22 protein-coding genes are annotated in these 17,299 nt (G+C 64.0%); 16 read left to right on the forward strand and 6 right to left on the reverse strand.

Annotation, left to right across the window (positions count from 1 at the left end; all coding sequences use genetic code 11):
• Positions 1 to 484 precede the first annotated feature (484 nt).
• Complete coding sequence (locus BXE_RS01155; RefSeq protein WP_011486611.1) at positions 485 to 1,357, forward strand: ferritin; 873 nt, start codon at positions 485 to 487, stop codon at positions 1,355 to 1,357.
• 156 nt (positions 1,358 to 1,513) lie between these two features.
• On the forward strand, positions 1,514 to 1,996 hold the full coding sequence (gene rfaE2 / locus BXE_RS01160; RefSeq protein ID WP_011486612.1) for a D-glycero-beta-D-manno-heptose 1-phosphate adenylyltransferase: 483 nt from the start codon (positions 1,514 to 1,516) through the stop codon (positions 1,994 to 1,996).
• Positions 1,997 to 2,098: 102 nt separating this feature from the next.
• Here rfaE2 and BXE_RS01165 read toward each other — a convergent pair whose 3' ends face one another.
• The 3 genes from BXE_RS01165 to BXE_RS01175 form a co-directional block, all read right to left on the reverse strand.
• Positions 2,099 to 2,338, reverse strand: a complete 240-nt coding sequence (locus BXE_RS01165; RefSeq protein WP_011486613.1) for a hypothetical protein — start codon at positions 2,336 to 2,338, stop codon at positions 2,099 to 2,101.
• A gap of 75 nt (positions 2,339 to 2,413) precedes the next feature.
• Positions 2,414 to 3,226 carry a type III pantothenate kinase gene (locus tag BXE_RS01170; RefSeq protein WP_011486614.1) on the reverse strand — a complete coding sequence of 271 codons (813 nt, stop codon included), beginning with the start codon at positions 3,224 to 3,226 and terminating at the stop codon, positions 2,414 to 2,416.
• Positions 3,223 to 4,140, reverse strand: coding sequence for a biotin--[acetyl-CoA-carboxylase] ligase (locus BXE_RS01175; RefSeq protein WP_011486615.1), 918 nt, complete (start codon positions 4,138 to 4,140; stop codon positions 3,223 to 3,225). Before BXE_RS01175 ends, BXE_RS01170 begins: the two co-directional genes overlap by 4 nt.
• Positions 4,141 to 4,245: 105 nt before the next feature.
• On the opposite strand from BXE_RS01175, the gene BXE_RS01180 reads away from it, so the two are divergent.
• From BXE_RS01180 to BXE_RS01225, 10 genes are all read left to right on the forward strand, one after another.
• Positions 4,246 to 5,379 (forward strand): MlaE family ABC transporter permease, encoded by a 1,134-nt coding sequence (locus BXE_RS01180; RefSeq protein WP_011486616.1) that lies wholly within the window; start codon positions 4,246 to 4,248, stop codon positions 5,377 to 5,379.
• Positions 5,376 to 6,254 carry an ABC transporter ATP-binding protein gene (locus BXE_RS01185; protein WP_011486617.1) on the forward strand — a complete coding sequence of 293 codons (879 nt, stop codon included), beginning with the start codon at positions 5,376 to 5,378 and terminating at the stop codon, positions 6,252 to 6,254. Before BXE_RS01180 ends, BXE_RS01185 begins: the two co-directional genes overlap by 4 nt.
• Before the next feature lie 16 nt (positions 6,255 to 6,270).
• Complete coding sequence (locus tag BXE_RS01190) at positions 6,271 to 7,233, forward strand: MlaD family protein (RefSeq protein ID WP_011486618.1); 963 nt, start codon at positions 6,271 to 6,273, stop codon at positions 7,231 to 7,233.
• 30 nt (positions 7,234 to 7,263) lie between these two features.
• On the forward strand, positions 7,264 to 7,890 hold the full coding sequence (locus BXE_RS01195; protein WP_011486619.1) for an ABC-type transport auxiliary lipoprotein family protein: 627 nt from the start codon (positions 7,264 to 7,266) through the stop codon (positions 7,888 to 7,890).
• Positions 7,891 to 7,921: 31 nt separating this feature from the next.
• On the forward strand, positions 7,922 to 9,079 hold the full coding sequence (locus BXE_RS01200; protein ID WP_011486620.1) for a VanZ family protein: 1,158 nt from the start codon (positions 7,922 to 7,924) through the stop codon (positions 9,077 to 9,079).
• A 225-nt stretch (positions 9,080 to 9,304) separates the two neighbouring features.
• The gene (locus tag BXE_RS01205; protein ID WP_011486621.1) at positions 9,305 to 9,628 is read left to right on the forward strand and encodes a (2Fe-2S) ferredoxin domain-containing protein; all 324 of its coding nucleotides are present in this window, start codon (positions 9,305 to 9,307) and stop codon (positions 9,626 to 9,628) included.
• An 8-nt stretch (positions 9,629 to 9,636) separates the two neighbouring features.
• On the forward strand, positions 9,637 to 10,281 hold the full coding sequence (locus BXE_RS01210; protein ID WP_011486622.1) for an alpha/beta hydrolase: 645 nt from the start codon (positions 9,637 to 9,639) through the stop codon (positions 10,279 to 10,281).
• Between the two features lie 320 nt (positions 10,282 to 10,601).
• Positions 10,602 to 11,831, forward strand: a complete 1,230-nt coding sequence (locus tag BXE_RS01215) for a D-alanyl-D-alanine carboxypeptidase family protein (protein ID WP_038457052.1) — start codon at positions 10,602 to 10,604, stop codon at positions 11,829 to 11,831.
• Between the two features lie 13 nt (positions 11,832 to 11,844).
• Positions 11,845 to 12,810 (forward strand): D-amino acid aminotransferase, encoded by a 966-nt coding sequence (locus tag BXE_RS01220; RefSeq protein ID WP_011486624.1) that lies wholly within the window; start codon positions 11,845 to 11,847, stop codon positions 12,808 to 12,810.
• Positions 12,782 to 13,051 carry a DUF493 family protein gene (locus BXE_RS01225; protein WP_007179511.1) on the forward strand — a complete coding sequence of 90 codons (270 nt, stop codon included), beginning with the start codon at positions 12,782 to 12,784 and terminating at the stop codon, positions 13,049 to 13,051. Before BXE_RS01220 ends, BXE_RS01225 begins: the two co-directional genes overlap by 29 nt.
• A gap of 21 nt (positions 13,052 to 13,072) precedes the next feature.
• Here BXE_RS01225 and BXE_RS01230 read toward each other — a convergent pair whose 3' ends face one another.
• Positions 13,073 to 14,041 (reverse strand): transcriptional regulator GcvA, encoded by a 969-nt coding sequence (locus BXE_RS01230; protein ID WP_011486626.1) that lies wholly within the window; start codon positions 14,039 to 14,041, stop codon positions 13,073 to 13,075.
• A 98-nt stretch (positions 14,042 to 14,139) separates the two neighbouring features.
• Here BXE_RS01230 and BXE_RS01235 point away from each other — a divergent pair, with 98 nt between their 5' ends.
• The 4 genes from BXE_RS01235 to lipA all read left to right on the forward strand — a co-directional run bounded on the left by BXE_RS01235 (position 14,140) and on the right by lipA (position 16,469).
• Positions 14,140 to 14,466 (forward strand): DUF2917 domain-containing protein, encoded by a 327-nt coding sequence (locus BXE_RS01235; RefSeq protein WP_011486627.1) that lies wholly within the window; start codon positions 14,140 to 14,142, stop codon positions 14,464 to 14,466.
• 9 nt (positions 14,467 to 14,475) lie between these two features.
• The gene (locus BXE_RS46335) at positions 14,476 to 14,661 is read left to right on the forward strand and encodes a hypothetical protein (RefSeq protein WP_158340932.1); all 186 of its coding nucleotides are present in this window, start codon (positions 14,476 to 14,478) and stop codon (positions 14,659 to 14,661) included.
• Positions 14,662 to 14,725: 64 nt separating this feature from the next.
• Positions 14,726 to 15,451: a lipoyl(octanoyl) transferase LipB gene (gene lipB / locus BXE_RS01240; RefSeq protein ID WP_011486628.1), complete on the forward strand. Its 726-nt coding sequence runs from the start codon at positions 14,726 to 14,728 to the stop codon at positions 15,449 to 15,451.
• Between the two features lie 13 nt (positions 15,452 to 15,464).
• Positions 15,465 to 16,469 (forward strand): lipoyl synthase, encoded by a 1,005-nt coding sequence (lipA, locus tag BXE_RS01245; protein WP_011486629.1) that lies wholly within the window; start codon positions 15,465 to 15,467, stop codon positions 16,467 to 16,469.
• 117 nt (positions 16,470 to 16,586) lie between these two features.
• Here lipA and BXE_RS47815 read toward each other — a convergent pair whose 3' ends face one another.
• On the reverse strand, positions 16,587 to 16,721 hold the full coding sequence (locus BXE_RS47815; protein WP_267886369.1) for a hypothetical protein: 135 nt from the start codon (positions 16,719 to 16,721) through the stop codon (positions 16,587 to 16,589).
• A 56-nt stretch (positions 16,722 to 16,777) separates the two neighbouring features.
• On the reverse strand, positions 16,778 to 17,218 hold the full coding sequence (locus BXE_RS01250) for a hypothetical protein (RefSeq protein WP_038457048.1): 441 nt from the start codon (positions 17,216 to 17,218) through the stop codon (positions 16,778 to 16,780).
• Positions 17,219 to 17,299: the final 81 nt, after the last annotated feature.

The raw sequence follows: 17,299 nt of genomic DNA on the forward strand, positions 1-17,299 counted from the left end.
TTGACGCCGATCTTCGAGACACTCCGCGAATCTCGCATTTTCTTGCGGAAGGTCAGCCAGGCACTGGAATTGCGCCTGTTACGGTGCGGGTTCCGTCAGGTCAGCGTGCTATCATTGTGTAAGCTTCACTGCTTTTGGGCGTGCGTTGAAAACAATCAATCCAACCGCCCTTGCTCCATTCGCCGCCGGCACGATCGGCGCAGGGCTGGACGGTGCGGTTTTCATCGCAAACTGGCTCGACCTCAGGCACGGGTATCCCTCACCCACGGTTGGCCGCGCAGCGCGTAACAAACGGCTAGGCGCATGCGCAAAACGCCAGGACTTCTTTGCCGCCAGGTGCATCTGGGCGGCCGATTACCGCGTAAAATTGAATGCTTGGCCGGCAAAATGGCGCGCACCTGGTGCGATCCGTTCGTCGTGAGCAAAACGTACTACATGCAGTAGTAACAGACACAGACAGTATGCGTAGAACAGGGGTGGGACTATGAACACCATGCTTTATCCGGAACTTTATAAATCGCTCGAATCCGTTCGATGGGACATGGAGAAAGACATTCCCTGGGACAAGTTCGATGCATCGCTATTGACCGACGAGCAGGCAGCGACGATCAAGATGAACGCGATCACCGAATGGTCGGCATTGCCCGCAACGGAAATGTTTCTACGTGACAACCATCACGACAGCGATTTCTCCGCGTTCATGAGCGTGTGGTTCTTCGAAGAACAGAAACATTCGTTGGTGCTGATGGAATATCTGCGCCGCTTCAAGCCGGAAATGTGCCCGACCGAAGAAGAGCTGCACGCCGTGCGCTTCGAATTCGATCCGGCGCCGCCGCTCGAAACGCTGATGCTGCATTTCTGCGGCGAAATCCGCCTGAATCACTGGTATCGCCGTGCTGCCGAATGGCATACCGAGCCGGTCATCAAGCACATCTACGAAACCATCTCGCGCGACGAAGCCCGTCACGGCGGCGCATATCTGCGCTACATGAAGAAGGCGATGGCGCAAACCGGCGACATCGCGCGTGCCGCGTTTGCGAAGATCGGCGTGCTGATGGCATCGGCGCGCCGCACGGAAAAGCCGTTGCACCCCACCAACCTGCACGTGAACCAGGCGCTGTTCCCGCGCGACACGATTCAATCGCGTCTGCCGGATCCGGAATGGCTCGAACGCTGGCTCGACGAGCAGATCCGTTTCGACGACAGTTGGGAAAAGAAGGTGGTCGAGCGCATTCTGCACAACCTGTCGCTGCTCTTCGAGCGCACGTTCAATACGGCGCAGGAACTGAACCGCTACCGCAAGGAAGTGGTCGCGCGCCTGCAGGCTGAGCAGAAGTCGGCCGAACAGCCGGCTTGATGGTCGCGAGCGCCTGACTCCGGTTCGCGGCAAAGGCTGCAAACGGATTGGGGCTTCAGGAAAGGCCCGGCACGCGCGAGCTTGCCGGGCTTTTTTTGCTTCTTGCCGTGCACCGTGTATCGTGACGGCACTTCCTTGTTCCTCACCGACTCCGTCATGGCCGCTACTTTTGAACGCAAGATCCTTACGCGCGATGCTCTCGTGACGCTGCGCCCTTCGCTGAGCTCGCCGGTGGTGTTTACCAACGGCGTATTCGATATCCTGCATCGCGGGCATGTCACGTATCTCGCGGATGCCAGGGCGTTGGGCGCATGTCTGGTTGTCGGCGTGAATAGCGATGCATCGGTTCGCATGCTCGGTAAAGGCGACGACCGGCCGATCAATAACGAGGCTGACCGGATGGCCTTGCTGGCGGCACTGGAGAGCGTCGACTACGTCGTGTGCTTCGGCGAGAAAACGCCCGTGGAGTTGATTTCGGCGCTTCGGCCGGATGTGCTCGTCAAGGGTGGCGACTACGACATGGACGCGTTGCCCGAGTCGGCCATTGTGCGAAGCTGGGGCGGCAAGGCGTTGGCGATTCCCTTCGAGCATGACCGCTCCACCACTGCGTTGCTGAAGAAAGTCCGCACGCAGGGCTGAAGGCTGAATGCCGTATCAATGACGCTACGCTGAAGGCGAAGCATTGCGCGGGCTCCCGCACCTTTCCTGCTCGCTGCATGACGGCCTGCATGGCGGCCGACATTACTGCGCCAGCGCGGATGCCGCGATCGGCGCCACCGGTGCCGGTCCACCCACCACCGCCTGATCGGCGGCCTCCGCTGCCGTGACCGGTTGCACTTTCAACCATTCCGGATGAACCTGGCGGTTCAGATGGTTGGGCTCGCGTCCGCCGGCTGTGGGCGTCGGGCCGAATACGCCGCGCACCGCGACGAATGCCAGCATGTTGGCAAGAAACAGTATGGCGATCAGCCAGCGCAGCATTGTTGGTTTTCCCCGTCCAGAAGTTGAGCCGCCGTTATCCCGTGGCTATTCCGCCGCGATCCATGTGGCCGTGATTCAGGCCCCACGTTCCGCTGCGCGCCCGGCGGCAATCAGCGCAAGACCGGACAGCACGAGCGAATCGTGGCGAGTATGCGGCACTTTCAGTGCGCTCGCCACTTCGTCCACCGCGCCGCCGCTGACCACGAGCCGCACCGGCACCTGCCACTCGTCCTGCAGATCGCGCCACATGCGTTCGACGAGGCCCGCTTGCGCCAATGTGCAGCCGGCGGACAACGAGCGCGGCGTATCGGTTGCAAAGAACGGGCCGCGGCGTGCCGCGTCACGCGTACTGCCGTCCAGCAGGCCGCGTGCCGCGCTGGCGTCGAGTGTCGGCAACTGTGCCGTGTGCTCGCCCAGCGAGCGCATCATCAAAGTCCAGCCAGGCGCGATCAGGCCGCCGACAAAGCAGCCGTCCGCGCGCAATGCCTCGAGCGTGGTTGCCGTGCCGAACGTCGCGATCAGCAGATGTTCGCCCGGAAACGCCGCGTGCGCGCCGATCAGGCCGGCCCAGCGGTCGCTGCCGAGCATATGCGGCGCAGTGTAGCTGTTGGTCACGCCGCATTGCTGCGCGCAGGCGCTGATGGTCGTGAGCGGCAGTTGCGGCCAGCGCGCTTCGAGCAATGCGGCAATCCGCCTGGCGACGCTTTCGCCCGCAACGTTCGACAACCATGCACCGCCCGGCGTGGGCAAGCTCAGCCAGTCCGGCTGATGCTCGCCGCCGTGCGTCAGCGCGCCGCTCGCAATCTGCGAACCGCCCGCCTGCACCAGTGCCCACTTGATGCGGCTATTGCCCGCGTCGATCAGCAAACAGGGCGCGCCGCTCGTCATGCAGCACCGTCGGCGAGACGCAGGGAGACGTCGCCGGTCGCCACAGTCTGGCGACCGCTTGCGGTATCGAGCAGCAACTGACCCTGTTCGTCCACACCCGCTGCCACGCCGCGCATCTGTTCCTCGCCTTGTTCCAGCAATACGACTTCGCGGCCCGCGTAGGCGTGCACCGCGTTCCAGCGCGCCTGGAACGGCGCGAAGCCTTCAGCGCCGAAGCGCTGCAAGGCCGGTTCGAGCGCGTTCAGTTCGGCGGCCAGCGTGTCGGTGAGATTGGCGTTGGGCAGCGCGCGCTGCAATGCGGTCGGCATGGTGCCGCGCGCCTGCGGCGGCGTACCGGCGTTCAGCGCATCCACTTTGGCGGCGAGTTCGGCCGCGCCCTTGACGTTGGTGCCGATGCCGATCACCACCGCGCTGGCGTTTTCCGTGCTCCACGCGGTTTCGATCAGGATGCCGGCCAGCTTGTCGCCTTCGAGCAGGACGTCATTCGGCCACTTCAGTGCGATCTGGCCGGGACCGGCGACCGGCAGCGAGCGCAGCCCGTCGACCAGCGCGACGCCCACCGCGAGGCTCAGACCCGCGAGTCCTTCGAGCGGACGCGGCAGCACGCACGCCACCGAAAACAGCAGTGCATTGCCCGGCTCCGCATACCACGGACGGCCACGGCGGCCGCGCCCGGCGGTCTGCAGATACGCGACCCGCACGATTGGCCGCGGCAGCGCGCCGGCCTTGCGCGGCAGCGCCTTGACGCGGGCCATCAGGTCGGCGTTGGTCGAGCCGGTTTCCTCGACGATTTCGATCGGCCAGTCATGCGCGTGCGGGCCGAACAGGGCGACGGCGCGCTCACGGTCGATGCGCCAATCGGCTTGGGTCGCAGTTGCGGCAGCGGCCGGCGGGGGAGTTCTGGAAGCGTTCATGGCTCATATTGTAGCGACAGCGAACCCGGGGAGCCGACGTGGACGGTTCATCGGCCGCGCCTTCGTTACAATGGCCCCTAATCCGATAACCAGATTCAGCGATCCTTGAACTACGACACTCCGCCCGGCCTCGAAGTCGCGGCAGGCAGCCAAGGCAAGATCGTCCGGCTCTCGGGCCAGTGGACGGCGCTAGCGCTCGCGCGCGATCGGGCTACCGGGCACGTGATTCCCCTGTTGCTGTCACTGGTCGGCGCCGAAGGCATCGGCGGGTGGGACCTCTCGCGCATCGACCGGATGGACCACGTGGGCGGCCAGGCGCTGTGGCGCGTGTGGGGCCACAAGATGCCGGCGGACACCACGCTCACCGATACGCAACGCGACATTTTCGAGCGCATCGCCCTGCTCGACACCGTGCGCGAGACGGCCGAGCCGGTGATCAAACTCGATCCGTTCACGCGGCTGGGGCTCGCGATCTTCTCGTTCTTCGAGCATCTGTATGGCGGCGTGGCCATGCTCGGGCGCGTCGTGCTCGATCTGCTGGCGATCGTGCGCAAGCCGAAGATCACGCCGTGGACCGAAATCTCCGCGAACGTCTACAACGCCGGCACGCAGGCGTTGCCGATCACCGCGCTGGTCGCGTTCCTGATCGGCATCGTGCTGAGCTATCTGTCGGCGCAGCAACTGCGGCTTTTTGGCGCAAACCAGTACATCGTCAATATTCTCGGCCTCTCGGTGATCCGCGAACTCGGACCGGTGCTCTCGGCGATTCTGGTGGCGGGCCGCTCGGGTTCGGCGATCACTGCGCAGATCGGCGTGATGCGCGTGACCGAAGAGCTCGACGCCATGCGCGTGATGGGCATTCCGCATGGCCTGCGGCTGATCCTGCCGCGCGTGCTTGCGCTCGGCGTGGCGATGCCGCTGCTCGTCATGTGGACCAACATCATCGCGCTGACCGGCGGTGCGCTGGCCGCCAGGATCGTGCTCGGCATCGACATGAGCTACTTCGCGCGGGCTTTGCCGGGCGTGGTGCCGGTGGCGAATCTGTGGATCGGGCTCGGCAAGGGTGTGGTGTTCGGCATGCTGATCGCGATCGTCGGCTGTCACTTCGGTTTCCGTATCAAGGCCAATTCGCAAAGTCTCGGCGAAGGCACGACGACTTCCGTGGTGACCTCGATTACGATCGTGATTCTCGCGGACGCCGTGTTCGCGATTCTCTTCCAGAACGTGGGGCTCGGATGATCGCGCCACTCACTCAGGCCGTGCGCGGCCAGCCGGTGCCCTCGATCGCCGAACCGGTGATCGAAGTGATCGACGTGACCAAGCGCTACGGCCGCAACATCGTGCATCAGCATCTGAATCTGGAAGTGCGGCGCGGCGAGATCATGGCGATCGTCGGCGGCTCGGGCTCCGGCAAGACCACGCTGGTGCGGCAGATTCTCGGTCTCGAACATCCTTCGTCCGGCACCATCAAGCTGTTCGGCGAGGATCTCGCGACCATTTCGCCGGAGACCGCGCTGCTGATGCGCAGCCGCTCCGGCATGCTGTTTCAGCGCGGCGCGCTGTTCTCGTCGCTCTCGGTGTTCGACAACATCGCGCAGCCGGTGCGCGAACTCGGCAAGGTGCCTGAAGATCTGTTGCGCGACATCGTGATGCTCAAGCTCGAGATGGTCGGCCTGCCGTGCAAGCATGCGTCGAAAATGCCGTCGGCGCTGTCGGGCGGCATGATCAAGCGCGTGGGCATTGCCCGGGCGATCGCGCTCGAACCGGAGCTTCTCTTTCTCGACGAGCCGACCGCCGGGCTCGATCCGCAGGCGTCCGATGAATTCGTCGAGCTGATCTCCGCGCTGCACCGCGCGCTCGGCCTGACGGTGGTGATGGTCACGCACGATCTCGACACGATGATCGCGCTGTCCACCCGCGTCGCGGTGCTGGCGGATCGCAGGGTGCTGGTCGCCGCGCCGGTCGAAGAGGCGGCGGCGGTCGATCATCCTTTCATCCGCGAATATTTCCTCGGCTTGCGCGGGCGGCGCGCATTGCAGGCGTTGCCGCCGGAGCGCCGTGCGAAGCTGCCGCGCGCGGCGCTCGAGCCGGCGTCGTCCGAATTGCCGCTGTGAATCAGGGAACCTGACAATGGAAAACAAATCGCATGCCTTCTGGGCGGGGCTCTTCACGGTCGTTCTGCTGGCGGCAATCGCGGTGGCGGCTTTTTTGTTCAACGTCGACCGTTCCGTGCGGGTGCCGTACGATCTGATTGCGCGCACCAACGTCACCGGCCTGTATACCGACGCTGCGGTGCGCTATCGCGGGCTCGACGTCGGCAAGGTGCAGTCGATCAAATTCGATCCGGACCATCCGGGGCAGATTCTGATCCGTATTCTCGTGGACACGCACGCGCCGATTACCCACTCGACATTTGGCAGCCTGGGTTTCCAGGGCGTGACGGGTATTGCGTTCATCCAGCTGGACGACAATGGGCGCGACCCGTCGCCGCTGCCGTCGTCGGACAAACAGGTGGCGCAGTTGCCCATGCGCCCGGGCTTGCTCGATCAGTTGCAGCAACGTGGCGACGTGCTGCTGCGTAAACTCGAAAAAGTCGCAAACGACGTCGACAATCTGTTGTCGCCGGAAATGGCCGCGCAGTTGCAAGGCACGGCGGCGAGCCTTCAGAAAGCCGCGGACGGCGTCGCCACGCTGACCCAGCAATTCGCGCCGGCCGCCGGCAAGCTGCCCGGCACGATCGACCAGCTGGATCGCACGCTCGCGTCGACCAATCAGCTGATCACCGGTCTGAACCGCCCGGACGGCCCGTTCGAGACCAACCTGAACAAGGTCGGCACGGCGGCGCAGCAGGCCGGCGACGCGCTGACGTCGATGAACGGCTCGTTGCAGGAACTGTCGGCGCGGGTCGGCTACGACACCTTGCCGCGCGTCAATTCGCTCGCTGAAGACGTGCGCTCCGCTGCCCGCTCGGTGGACCGCGCAGCCGATACGTTCAGCACCAGCCCGCGCAGCGTGCTGTTCGGCGCCCCGGGTGCGGCGCCCGGTCCGGGCGAAGCAGGGTTCAAGTGGCCCGCTCCCCGCGCCGCCAGATGATTTCGAAGGTTTGAAGAAAGGAAGATTGTCATGTCACGCTCGATTCACCGATTGTTGTCCTCGAGCGCCGCGCTGGCGGTGCTGCTCGCATTCGGCGTGCTGGCCACGGGCTGCGCGGGCACGCCCGCGGCCATTTCGGACATCCGCTACGATTTCGGGCCGCCGGCTCCGGCGGCGTCCGCGGGCACGTCGCCGGCCGTGAAGGTGCTGGATGTGACCGCGCCGGACGTGCTCGAGTCCGACAAGCTGATGTACCGCCTCAGCTACGCGGACGCCCAGCAGACCGCGTCCTACGCGAACAGCCACTGGACCATGACGCCTTCGCAGTTGCTGACCCAGCGCCTGCGTGGCGCGCTCAGTTCGCGCGGCACCGTGCTGACCGGCGCCGACGGCGTGTCCGCGCCGGTGCTGAAGGTCGAGCTGAGCGAGTTCGAACAGGTCTTCGACAGCCAGTCCAAAAGCCACGCCGCAGTCACCGCGCGCGCCACGCTCACACAGGGCGGCAAGGTGCTCGGCCAGCGCACTTTCATCGCGCGCGCGCCGTCCAGTTCGGGAGACGCCGCCGGCGGCGCCCAGGCACTCGCCACCGCCAGCGACGATCTGGTCGCGCAGATCGGCGCGTGGCTCGGCGTGCAGGCGCTGGTCGCCGCGCAATGACCGGCTCGCAGCGCACGCAACGGAGCGCTGCATGAGCGAACGATCCTGGCTGCGCCGCCCGTCGGTGCTCGCCCGGCAGGCGCTGGTGCTCTATACCGCGCTGATCGTCTATGGGTCGTGGTATCCGTTTTCGGGCTGGCGCTCGCTCGGTCTCGGTCCGTTTGCCTATCTGTCCGATCCTATGCCGCAGTACCTGACGGCGTTCGACGTCGTTACCAACGTGCTCGGCTATATGCCGTTCGGTGCGCTGGTGGTGCTCGCGGTCTACCCGCGCTGGCGCGGCACGCTCGCGGTCGCGCTTGCCTTCGTGCTCGGCGGCCTGCTGTCCGGCGTGATGGAAGCCGTGCAAACCTATCTGCCCACGCGTGTCGCCTCCAACCTCGATCTCGCGGCCAATGCGCTCGGCGCGCTGCTCGGTGCCGCGATCATGTCGCCGGCAACGGGCGCGCTGCTCGACCGCGGCTTGCTGCGGCGCTTGCGGCTCGTGTGGTTCGAGCGTGATCGCGCTGCGCTCGCGTGTCTGGTCGCCGCGTGGCCGTTCGCGACCATGTATCCGGCGCCGCGCCTGTTCGGTCTCGGCAACTGGCCACGCGCGCTATGGTTGCGTTTCGATTCGACGACGCAAGACGCGTTGCTCGCGTGGACGCCGCCAGGCTGGCACGTCGGCACCTGGCCGGCTCTCGTCGCCGCCTGGATGCCCGACGACGTCTGGGAAGCCGTGATCACCACGCTCAACCTGTTCGCCGCGCTCGCACTGGCGTCGCTGCCGGTGCGCCGGCATGCGCCGCGCGTGCGTCTGTTGCTCCTGTTTGTCTTCGTGACCTTGTGCGTGAAGGTCGGCGCGACGTTTCTGCAATCGCAGTCCGGCCTCGCATTCGACTGGGCCACGCCGGGCGCGCTCGCGGGGCTCGTGTGCGGCACCGCGACCGCGCTGTTTGCGCTGCGTCTGCGGCGCAGGTCGCGCGCGGCGCTGGCAGGCGGCGCGCTGACGGTCACGCTGGTGTTCGTCAATCTGCTGCCCGTGAATCCATATTTCGACGCCGTGCTCGCCGACTGGCGGCAGGGGCGTTATCTGCACTTCAACGGTCTGGCGCACTGGCTCGCGTGGATCTGGCCGTATGCGGCGCTGGTGTGGCTCGCGTATGTCGTCGAACAGGCGTGGCTCAAGCGGCGCATGGAGCGCGTGTGAAGCAGCTGCGAAAGAGCTGTGGAGCAGCTATGAAGCAGCTATGAAGCGGGCGTAATGCGCAAGCAAGGCACGCGCAAGGCACAGGCGAGGCACAAGCGAGGCACAAGCGAGGTGCGGCCGGCGTCAGCGACCGGCGGTCCCGCTCGTTATAATCGTTCGCACAACAGGCGCGCCGCTGTGCATCCAGCGCCATTCTCACCCTGGCAGTTTCGCCCCCCGGACATCATGGACTCCTTCTACAAGTACCACGTCTTCTTCTGTCTCAATCAGCGCGAGCCCGGCGCCGAGCGCCCGAGTTGCGCGAATTGCAATGCGCAGGAGATGCAGGAGCATGCAAAAAAACGCGTGAAAAAACTCGGTCTCGCAGGTCCGGGCCAGGTGCGCATCAACAAGGCCGGTTGCCTCGACCGCTGCGAGCTCGGCCCGGCGCTCGTCGTGTATCCGGAAGGCGTCTGGTACACGTATGTCGACGAGAGCGACATCGACGAAATCGTCGACTCGCATCTCGTGAACGGCAAGATTGTCGAGCGTCTGAAAATCGATCAATAAGCCTCGCCATGAATGCCTATACGAAGAAATATCTGATCGACGGCCCGGTCGGCAAGATCGAGGTCGCGGTGGATCTGCCCGACGAGACGCGCGAAAGCGGTGCCGCGCCGCGTGGCATCGCGCTGGTCGCGCATCCGCATCCGCTGTTCGGCGGCACGATGGACAACAAGGTCGCGCAGACGCTCGCGCGCACGCTCGTGCAGTTGAACTACGCGACCTATCGCTCGAATTTTCGCGGTGTCGGCGAGACGCAGGGGGAGCATGACGCGGGCATCGGCGAGCGCGACGATCTGCGCGCCGTGCTCGATCACATGCGGGCCGAACCGGGTCAGGCCGATCTGCCCCTCGTGCTGGCGGGGTTTTCATTCGGCACGTTCGTGCTGTCGCATGTGGCCGCGACACTGCGTGAAGAAGGTCAGGAGATCGAGCGAATGGTGTTCGTCGGCACTGCGGCGAGCCGCTGGGACGTGGCCCCCGTACCGGAGAACACGATCGTGATTCACGGTGAAACCGACGAGACGGTTCCCATTCAATCCGTTTACGACTGGGCGCGGCCGCAGGAATTGCCGGTTGTCGTGATTCCGGGGGCGGAGCATTTTCTGCATCGCAAGCTGCACGTTCTGAAGCGGATCATCGTCGACGCGTGGCGGTGAGCGGCGCGCGGCATGCGTTTTCCGGGGTACAGGTACGCACAAAACGCAAATTTATCGCCGCCTCTCGCGCAAAGTTGCCCGCAGAGCACGCGTATAATGGCGACTCTTTTTTGGGCGCAGCGTTGCCCATCCGGCCGTTCGCGCGACGCGTAGTGTCTTTTCGCCGCAGCGGTGCCGGATGCAGGGCGCGCTGCGCGAACCGATCGCGTGGCCGGAAGTCCAATGGGCGCCGTGCCGTTTTTACGGCCGGACGCTCGCCGACCGGCTCTTCCAAACAATGCGCCCTGCGCGCGATGTATTTTTCTGCACGAATCGACCCTATGCGTTTCTCCATCTCCGGCCGCACGTCCTTCCCTTCTGTTGCTTCCTTCGTTTCCCCTACGCTTGCGCGTGCCGTCACTCTCGGCGTCGTGTTGCCGGCCACGCTCGCCGCCAGCACGGCGTTCGCACAGGTGCCGCCGCCGGCAGTGAACGCGCGCTCGTGGGTGCTAGTCGACGCCACCAGCAATCAGGTGCTCGCCTCGGGCAATGCCGACGAGCGCGTGGAACCCGCATCGCTCACCAAGCTGATGACGGCGTACCTCGTCTTCGAAGCACTGCAGACGAAGAAAATCAACATGGACCAGACGGTCATGCCGAGCGAGGCCGTGCGCCGCGTGCGCACCGACGAATCGCGCATGTTCATCGAAGCGAACAAGCCGGTGACCGTGCACGATCTGGTGTACGGCATGATCGTCCAGTCGGGTAACGACGCGGCGATCGCGCTGGCCGAACTGGTCGGCGGCAGCGAGTCGCAGTTTGTCAACATGATGAACACGGAAGCGCAACGCCTCGGCATGAAGCACACGCATTTCGCCGACGTGAACGGCATGCCCGACCCGCAGCACTACACGACCGCGGGCGACCTCGCGATCCTGTCGGCGCGTCTGATCCGCGATTTTCCTGACTACTACAACATCTTCTCGGTCAAGGAATTCACGTACAACAAGATCAAGCAGCCGAACCGCAACCGCCTGCTGTGGATCGACCCGACGGTAGATGGTCTGAAGACCGGTCACACGCAAGCCGCCGGCTACTGCCTGATCGCGAGCGCGAAGCGTTCGCTGCCGGGCACGACCGACGCGTCGCGCCGCCTCGTCTCGGTCATGATGGGCGAGACCAAGGAACACGACCGCGTGCAGGACAGCCTGAAGATGCTGAACTACGGCTATAGCGCGTACGACACGGTGCGTCTGTACAAGGCGAATCAGGTGGTGGGCACGCCGCGCGTCTACAAGGGTGCGCAGGACACCGTGCAGATCGGCGTGAAGAGCGACCAGTACATCACCGTGCCGAAGGGCATGGGCGACAAGGTGAAGCCGCAGATCGAGCAGATCGATCCGCTGATCGCGCCGCTCGCGAATGGTCAGCAGGTCGGCACGGTCAAGCTGGTCGCCGACGGCAAGGTGCTGGCGCAGTTCCCGGTGGTGGCCTTGCAGGCCGTGCCGCAAGCCGGCGTGGTCGGCCGCGTGTGGGATTCGCTGATGCTCATGTTCAACAAGAAGAAGTAAGAGCCTGATTGCAATGACCGCTGTTTCCGATGTTTCGTCCGATCCGATTGTCTATCTGAACGGTGAGTTGGTGCCGTTGTCCGAAGCGCGCGTGCCGGTTCTTGACCGCGGCTTTATTTTCGGCGACGGTATTTACGAAGTCGCGCCGCTATACGCGCACCCCGCGCATGCGGGCGGCCGTACGCCGTTCCGTTTCCAGCAGCACCTGGCGCGCCTCGCGCGTTCCGTCGACAGGATCGGCATCGTCAATCCATTGAACGATGCCGGCTGGCGCGCGCTGATCGCGCAGGTGGTCGCGGCGAACGAGGCGGGCGGCGGTTTGCGCGCCGGTCAGGACGCGATTGCCTATATTCAGGTCACGCGCGGTGTCGCGAAACGCGGCCATGCGTTTCCGGCCGGCATCCAGCCGACCGTGTTCGTGATGGTGACGCCGCTGAGCCTGCCGGACGCGGCGCAGCGCGCACAAGGCGTGCGTTGCGTCACCGCTGAAGACCGTCGCTGGCTCAATTGCGACATCAAGTCGGTGTCGCTGCTGGGCAACGTGCTGATGGCGCAATATGCCGCGGAGAACGACGCGTTCGAGACGATCCAGTTTCGCGACGGCATGCTGACCGAAGGGTCGTCGTCGAATGTGTGGATGGTGAAGGACGGCGTATTGTCCGCGCCGCCGCGAAGCCACAAGATTCTCGAAGGGATTCGCTACGGGCTGATCGAGGAACTGGCAGGCGAATGCGGTATCCGTTTCGAAGCGCGCGAGATCAGCGAAGCCGAACTGCGCGCGGCGGACGAGATCCTTGTCAGTTCGGCAACCAAGGAAGTGCTGCCGGTTGCGCAGATCGACGGCCAGCCGGTTGGCGAGGGCAAGCCGGGTGCGGTCTTTGCCGCGCTGTACGCGGCTTATCAGCGAGCCAAGACCCAGGAAGCGCGCGAGGCGCGGCAAGGAGTAGAGAATGAGTCCCGTGAACGAATCACTGTTTGAGTTTCCTTGCGATTTCCCGATCAAGATCATGGGTAAATCGCACCCCGAATTCGCCGAAACGATCGTCACGGTGGTTCAGCAGTTCGACAATGAAGTCGACGTTTCGCGCGTCGAGATGCGGCCTTCCAGCGGCGGCAACTACACAGGTCTGACGGTCACGGTGCGCGCCACGAGCCGCGAGCAGTTGGACGATATCTACCGCGCGCTCACCGGCCACCCGATGGTGAAGGTGGTGCTGTAAAGCCTCGCCCGGCGCCTTGTTTTATGGCGTGACGCGCAATGCGTTCGCCGCCATATCGGCGCTTGCGGCGGGTCCCACCTCGCAGGCCCGGTCGAACAGTTGCCTGAAGCGTCCCACCTCCTCGAACACCCAGTCGCGGAACGCCCTGACCCGGGCGGTTTCGAGCATCTGCGGCGGACAGATGAAGTAGTACTGCCACGGGCTCGGCCCATCCACGTCGAATAAGCGCACGAGGCGGCCGGCCGCGATTTCGTGCATGGCCAGCGAGCGGCGCGTGAGCGCGACGCCCTGGCCGTCGATGGCCGCTTGCAGCAGATTCGACGAATCCTGGTACAGCACGCCGCGCTTTGGTTCGGGCCAGTCGGAGAGGCCGGCGGCGTCGAACCAAGGCCGCCAGAGTTCGTCGTCGGAACGCAGCAGCGGGACGTTGGCCAGATCGGCCGGCGTTTGCGGCAGCTTGCCGCCGTTGAAATCCGGCGCGCAGGCGGGAAAGAAGATCTCCTCCAGCAGCAACTCCGCATGCAGCCCCGAATATTTGCCTAAGCCGAAACGGATCGCCACGTCGACGTCGTCGCGCGCGAAATCCGTTAGCGCGTTGGTGGACAGGAGTTCGAGGTCCCACTGCGGATGCGCCTCGATAAAGCTGCCGATGCGCGGCGTCACCCAGCGCGCCGCAAACGACGACAGCATGGACACCACGAGCCGCCGTTCGCGGTCGCCCGCGCGGATCTGGCGGGTGGCGTCGGCGAGCGCCATCAGCGCGGCGCGCACGTGCGTGGCGTAACGCCGGCCGGTTTCGGTGAGCCGCACGCGCTTGCCGTCGCGCGCGAACAGCGAAACGCCCAGCTCGGCCTCCAGCGCTCGGATCTGGTGGCTGACGGCGCCGTGGGTGACGAAGAGTTCGTCGGCGGCGCGCGAGAAGCTTTCGTGACGGGCGGCGGCCTCGAATGCCTTGATCGCGTTCAACGCGGGTAGTTGCCGGAGGTCCATGACAAAATTTCTCACATAGAGGTGAAAATAGATCGTTTTGCGTAAACCCTTGCTACGCCTAGGATTGTAGTCACGAAACGATTTTTGGCGAGGGTATCATGCGAGAAATTTCCTCTAGCATCGCGTTTGAAATCCGCAACGGCGAAACGGTTCCCCTGAAGGTGGCGCGCAGCACGAGACTGGTGGTTCGCGGCGGTGCGATCTGGGTCACGCGTAGCGACGACACGGAGGACTACTGGCTGCAGCCCGGTCATACGCTGCGGCTTCGGCGCGGCGAACGGCTGTGGCTGAGCGCCGAGGGCGACACGCAGGCAAGAGTGGCGTTTTCAGTGCCGACGCGCTGCGACGAGCGCGCGCTGAACTGGTTCGCGCGGATCGGCGAACGGCTGGTGGCGCGTGTACGGGGCGGCTGGCGTACCGTTTGACTGGCTGAATTGGCTGAATTGGCTGAATTGGCTGAATTGGCTGAATTGGCTGAATTGGCTGAATTCGCGGAACTGGCGGAACTGGCGGAACTGGCGCGTGGTGGGCCGGATGGGGCCGCTGCATGGTTGAGCCAGCACGACTGGCCAAACCGCGCTGCGACATCTGGTATGACCGGCGCGGCCGCGCTATCTTGACTCGACGCTGCGGACCTCCCCATTCCCGGCGGGGATCCGCAGATTTCGGTAAACTGACGGGATCATGTGCGCCACCCCGGTTTCTCCGACTCCCTTACCCGCAACGGCACCGCTCGCGCTGCGCTGGCGTGGCACCGAACCCTACGAAGCCAGTTTCGAAGCCATGCGCGCGTTCACCGACGGGCGCACCGCCGAGACTCCCGACGAAATCTGGCTGGTCGAACATCCTCCCGTTTTCACGCTAGGCCAGGCCGGCGACCCAGCGCACCTGCTGGCGGCTGACAGCGGTATTCCTCTGGTTAAAGTCGACCGCGGCGGGCAGATTACGTATCACGGCCCCGGCCAGGTGGTTGCCTACCTGCTGCTCGATTTGCGCCGTCGCAAATTGATGGTGCGCGAGCTGGTTACGCGGATCGAGCAAGCCGTGATCGACACGCTTGCGGCGTATAATCTCGCCGGAGAACGAAAGGCGGGCGCCCCCGGTATCTATGTGGCGCCCGGGCCGGCCGCCGGGTCGCACGCCGGCGCCAAGATCGCGGCGCTGGGTTTGAAAATCCGCAACGGCTGCAGCTATCACGGCGTGAGTCTGAACGTGAACATGGATTTGCGGCCGTTTCTCGCCATCAATCCATGCGGCTACGCGGGGCTCGAAACAGTCGATATGGCAACGCTAGGCGTTACCGCCGGCTGGAACGACGTGGCCCGTACCTTTGCAGCATGTCTCACCGCAAACCTCGACGGCAGTCCCGCGGCCGTCGCCCAACCGCAGGCCGGTGCACTTACCGCCTGACTGGACCGAACGAATGACTGACGTTACCGCGAACCTCGCAGCTTCTCCCGCTCCTGATGCCGTGCCGGCTCCCGCCGCCTACGACGCCACCGCGAAGCAGAAAGCGCAAGCCAAGACCGCCCGTATCCCCATCAAGGTCATCCCGATCGAAAAGCTGAAGAAGCCGGACTGGATTCGCGTGAAAGCGGCCACCGGCAATTCGCGCTTCTACGAAATCAAGCAGATTCTGCGCGAACATAACCTGCATACGGTGTGTGAAGAAGCGAGTTGCCCGAACATTGGCGAGTGTTTCGGCAAGGGCACCGCGACCTTCATGATCATGGGCGACAAATGCACGCGCCGCTGCCCGTTCTGCGACGTCGGCCACGGTCGCCCGGATCCGCTCGACGCCGACGAACCAGGCAATCTGGCGCGCACGATCGCCGCGCTCAAGCTGAAGTACGTGGTGATCACCAGCGTTGACCGCGACGATTTGCGTGACGGCGGCGCGGCTCACTTCGTGGAATGTATCCGTCAGACGCGCGAGCTTTCGCCGCAGACGCGCATCGAAATCCTGACGCCGGACTTCCGTGGCCGTCTGGATCGTGCGCTCGGTATTCTGAATGCCGCACCGCCCGATGTGATGAATCACAACCTCGAAACGGTGCCGCGCCTGTACAAGGAAGCGCGTCCGGGTTCGGACTATGCGCATTCGCTGAAGCTGCTGAAGGACTTCAAGGCACTGCATCCTGACGTGGCCACCAAGTCCGGTTTGATGGTCGGCCTCGGCGAAACCGAAGAAGAGATTCTGCAAGTGATGCGCGACCTGCGCGAACACGACGTGGATATGCTGACGATCGGCCAGTACCTGCAGCCGTCGGAACACCATCTGCCGGTGCGCTCGTACGTGCACCCGGACACGTTCAGGATGTACGAGGAAGAAGCGTACAAGATGGGTTTCACGCACGCAGCCGTGGGAGCGATGGTTCGTTCGAGCTACCACGCCGACTTGCAGGCGCATGGAGCCGGCGTGGTCTGAGTATCTTCGCTAGCTGGCTGTCAGATTGGGAAAAGCCTGCATGTGTTGCAGGCTTTTCTCTTTGGGCGGCCAAACATTGAGCGCTGGAATCACACGCGGTTGATCCGCATCTGCGAGTCACCGGTAATACCGTGCGAGCAGCATGCAGATCGAGGCCATCGTTCCGCCGATGATGGAAAAAGGAATGGTGAGTTCGATGATGCGATAACGCAGCTCACGATTCTCCATGATGTGGTCGATCAGATTGGGCATTTGAGTTCTCCCTGTTGGACGTGCTTAAAAGTATAGCTGAGACCTCTTTAAATTAGTTAGGTTAACGAATAATGAGATAGGGCGAAAGTCGCGGCTATCGTTGCGGTCATGATCACTGATGTCCACATCAATCTCCGCTCCGGCGGCTCGTCGCCACATCCACCGTGCGGCGTCGAGTCAGCTGCGCCGAACGACACGAGAATACACGCCGCGACCATAAACAAAACATGCCAGAGCAATCCAGCCAGCATGAAAGCCAGCGTGTTTTTTGTGGATGCCCCGCTCAATGCGCTTCCGATCTCGTAGCATGCACCGGCGCACATCGAAATGACGACCCAGAGAAGCTGTCCGTCCTGGACCGAGCGTATCGCAATCCCCTTCGACGACTGCCTATAAAAGCGCGAAAAGCTCAACAGGGGAAGCAGCGCAAAAGGGGCACACACCGGCACGCCGACATTGAAAAACAACCAGCTAAGCCGGCTAAAAAATTCGATCATAGGAATGCGAAGTTTTGCAACGCAAAGATGATCCTGTCTCGGTCGGCTAGAGGTCAATCGGCCGAACGGCCAGCTTGCGCC

It is taken from the genome of Paraburkholderia xenovorans LB400, from assembly GCF_000013645.1.
Classification (GTDB): Bacteria; Pseudomonadota; Gammaproteobacteria; order Burkholderiales; family Burkholderiaceae; genus Paraburkholderia; species Paraburkholderia xenovorans.

Excerpts from the sequence above, each read along its gene's own strand:
- BXE_RS01165 (WP_011486613.1), bottom strand. The coding sequence starts at position 2,338 with ATGCTGCGCTGGCTGATCGCCATACTGTTTCTTGCCAACATGCTGGCA.
- BXE_RS01155 (WP_011486611.1), top strand. The coding sequence starts at position 485 with ATGAACACCATGCTTTATCCGGAACTTTATAAATCGCTCGAATCCGTT.
- lipA (WP_011486629.1), top strand. The coding sequence starts at position 15,465 with ATGACTGACGTTACCGCGAACCTCGCAGCTTCTCCCGCTCCTGATGCC.
- BXE_RS01190 (WP_011486618.1), top strand. The coding sequence starts at position 6,271 with ATGGAAAACAAATCGCATGCCTTCTGGGCGGGGCTCTTCACGGTCGTT.
- BXE_RS47815 (WP_267886369.1), bottom strand. The coding sequence starts at position 16,721 with ATGCCCAATCTGATCGACCACATCATGGAGAATCGTGAGCTGCGTTAT.
- BXE_RS01225 (WP_007179511.1), top strand. The coding sequence starts at position 12,782 with ATGAGTCCCGTGAACGAATCACTGTTTGAGTTTCCTTGCGATTTCCCG.
- BXE_RS01205 (WP_011486621.1), top strand. The coding sequence starts at position 9,305 with ATGGACTCCTTCTACAAGTACCACGTCTTCTTCTGTCTCAATCAGCGC.
- BXE_RS01175 (WP_011486615.1), bottom strand. The coding sequence starts at position 4,140 with ATGAACGCTTCCAGAACTCCCCCGCCGGCCGCTGCCGCAACTGCGACC.
- rfaE2 (WP_011486612.1), top strand. The coding sequence starts at position 1,514 with ATGGCCGCTACTTTTGAACGCAAGATCCTTACGCGCGATGCTCTCGTG.
- BXE_RS01250 (WP_038457048.1), bottom strand. The coding sequence starts at position 17,218 with ATGATCGAATTTTTTAGCCGGCTTAGCTGGTTGTTTTTCAATGTCGGC.
- BXE_RS01195 (WP_011486619.1), top strand. The coding sequence starts at position 7,264 with ATGTCACGCTCGATTCACCGATTGTTGTCCTCGAGCGCCGCGCTGGCG.
- BXE_RS01200 (WP_011486620.1), top strand. The coding sequence starts at position 7,922 with ATGAGCGAACGATCCTGGCTGCGCCGCCCGTCGGTGCTCGCCCGGCAG.
- BXE_RS01235 (WP_011486627.1), top strand. The coding sequence starts at position 14,140 with ATGCGAGAAATTTCCTCTAGCATCGCGTTTGAAATCCGCAACGGCGAA.
- BXE_RS01220 (WP_011486624.1), top strand. The coding sequence starts at position 11,845 with ATGACCGCTGTTTCCGATGTTTCGTCCGATCCGATTGTCTATCTGAAC.
- BXE_RS01230 (WP_011486626.1), bottom strand. The coding sequence starts at position 14,041 with ATGGACCTCCGGCAACTACCCGCGTTGAACGCGATCAAGGCATTCGAG.
- lipB (WP_011486628.1), top strand. The coding sequence starts at position 14,726 with ATGTGCGCCACCCCGGTTTCTCCGACTCCCTTACCCGCAACGGCACCG.
- BXE_RS01185 (WP_011486617.1), top strand. The coding sequence starts at position 5,376 with ATGATCGCGCCACTCACTCAGGCCGTGCGCGGCCAGCCGGTGCCCTCG.
- BXE_RS01215 (WP_038457052.1), top strand. The coding sequence starts at position 10,602 with ATGCGTTTCTCCATCTCCGGCCGCACGTCCTTCCCTTCTGTTGCTTCC.
- BXE_RS01210 (WP_011486622.1), top strand. The coding sequence starts at position 9,637 with ATGAATGCCTATACGAAGAAATATCTGATCGACGGCCCGGTCGGCAAG.
- BXE_RS01170 (WP_011486614.1), bottom strand. The coding sequence starts at position 3,226 with ATGACGAGCGGCGCGCCCTGTTTGCTGATCGACGCGGGCAATAGCCGC.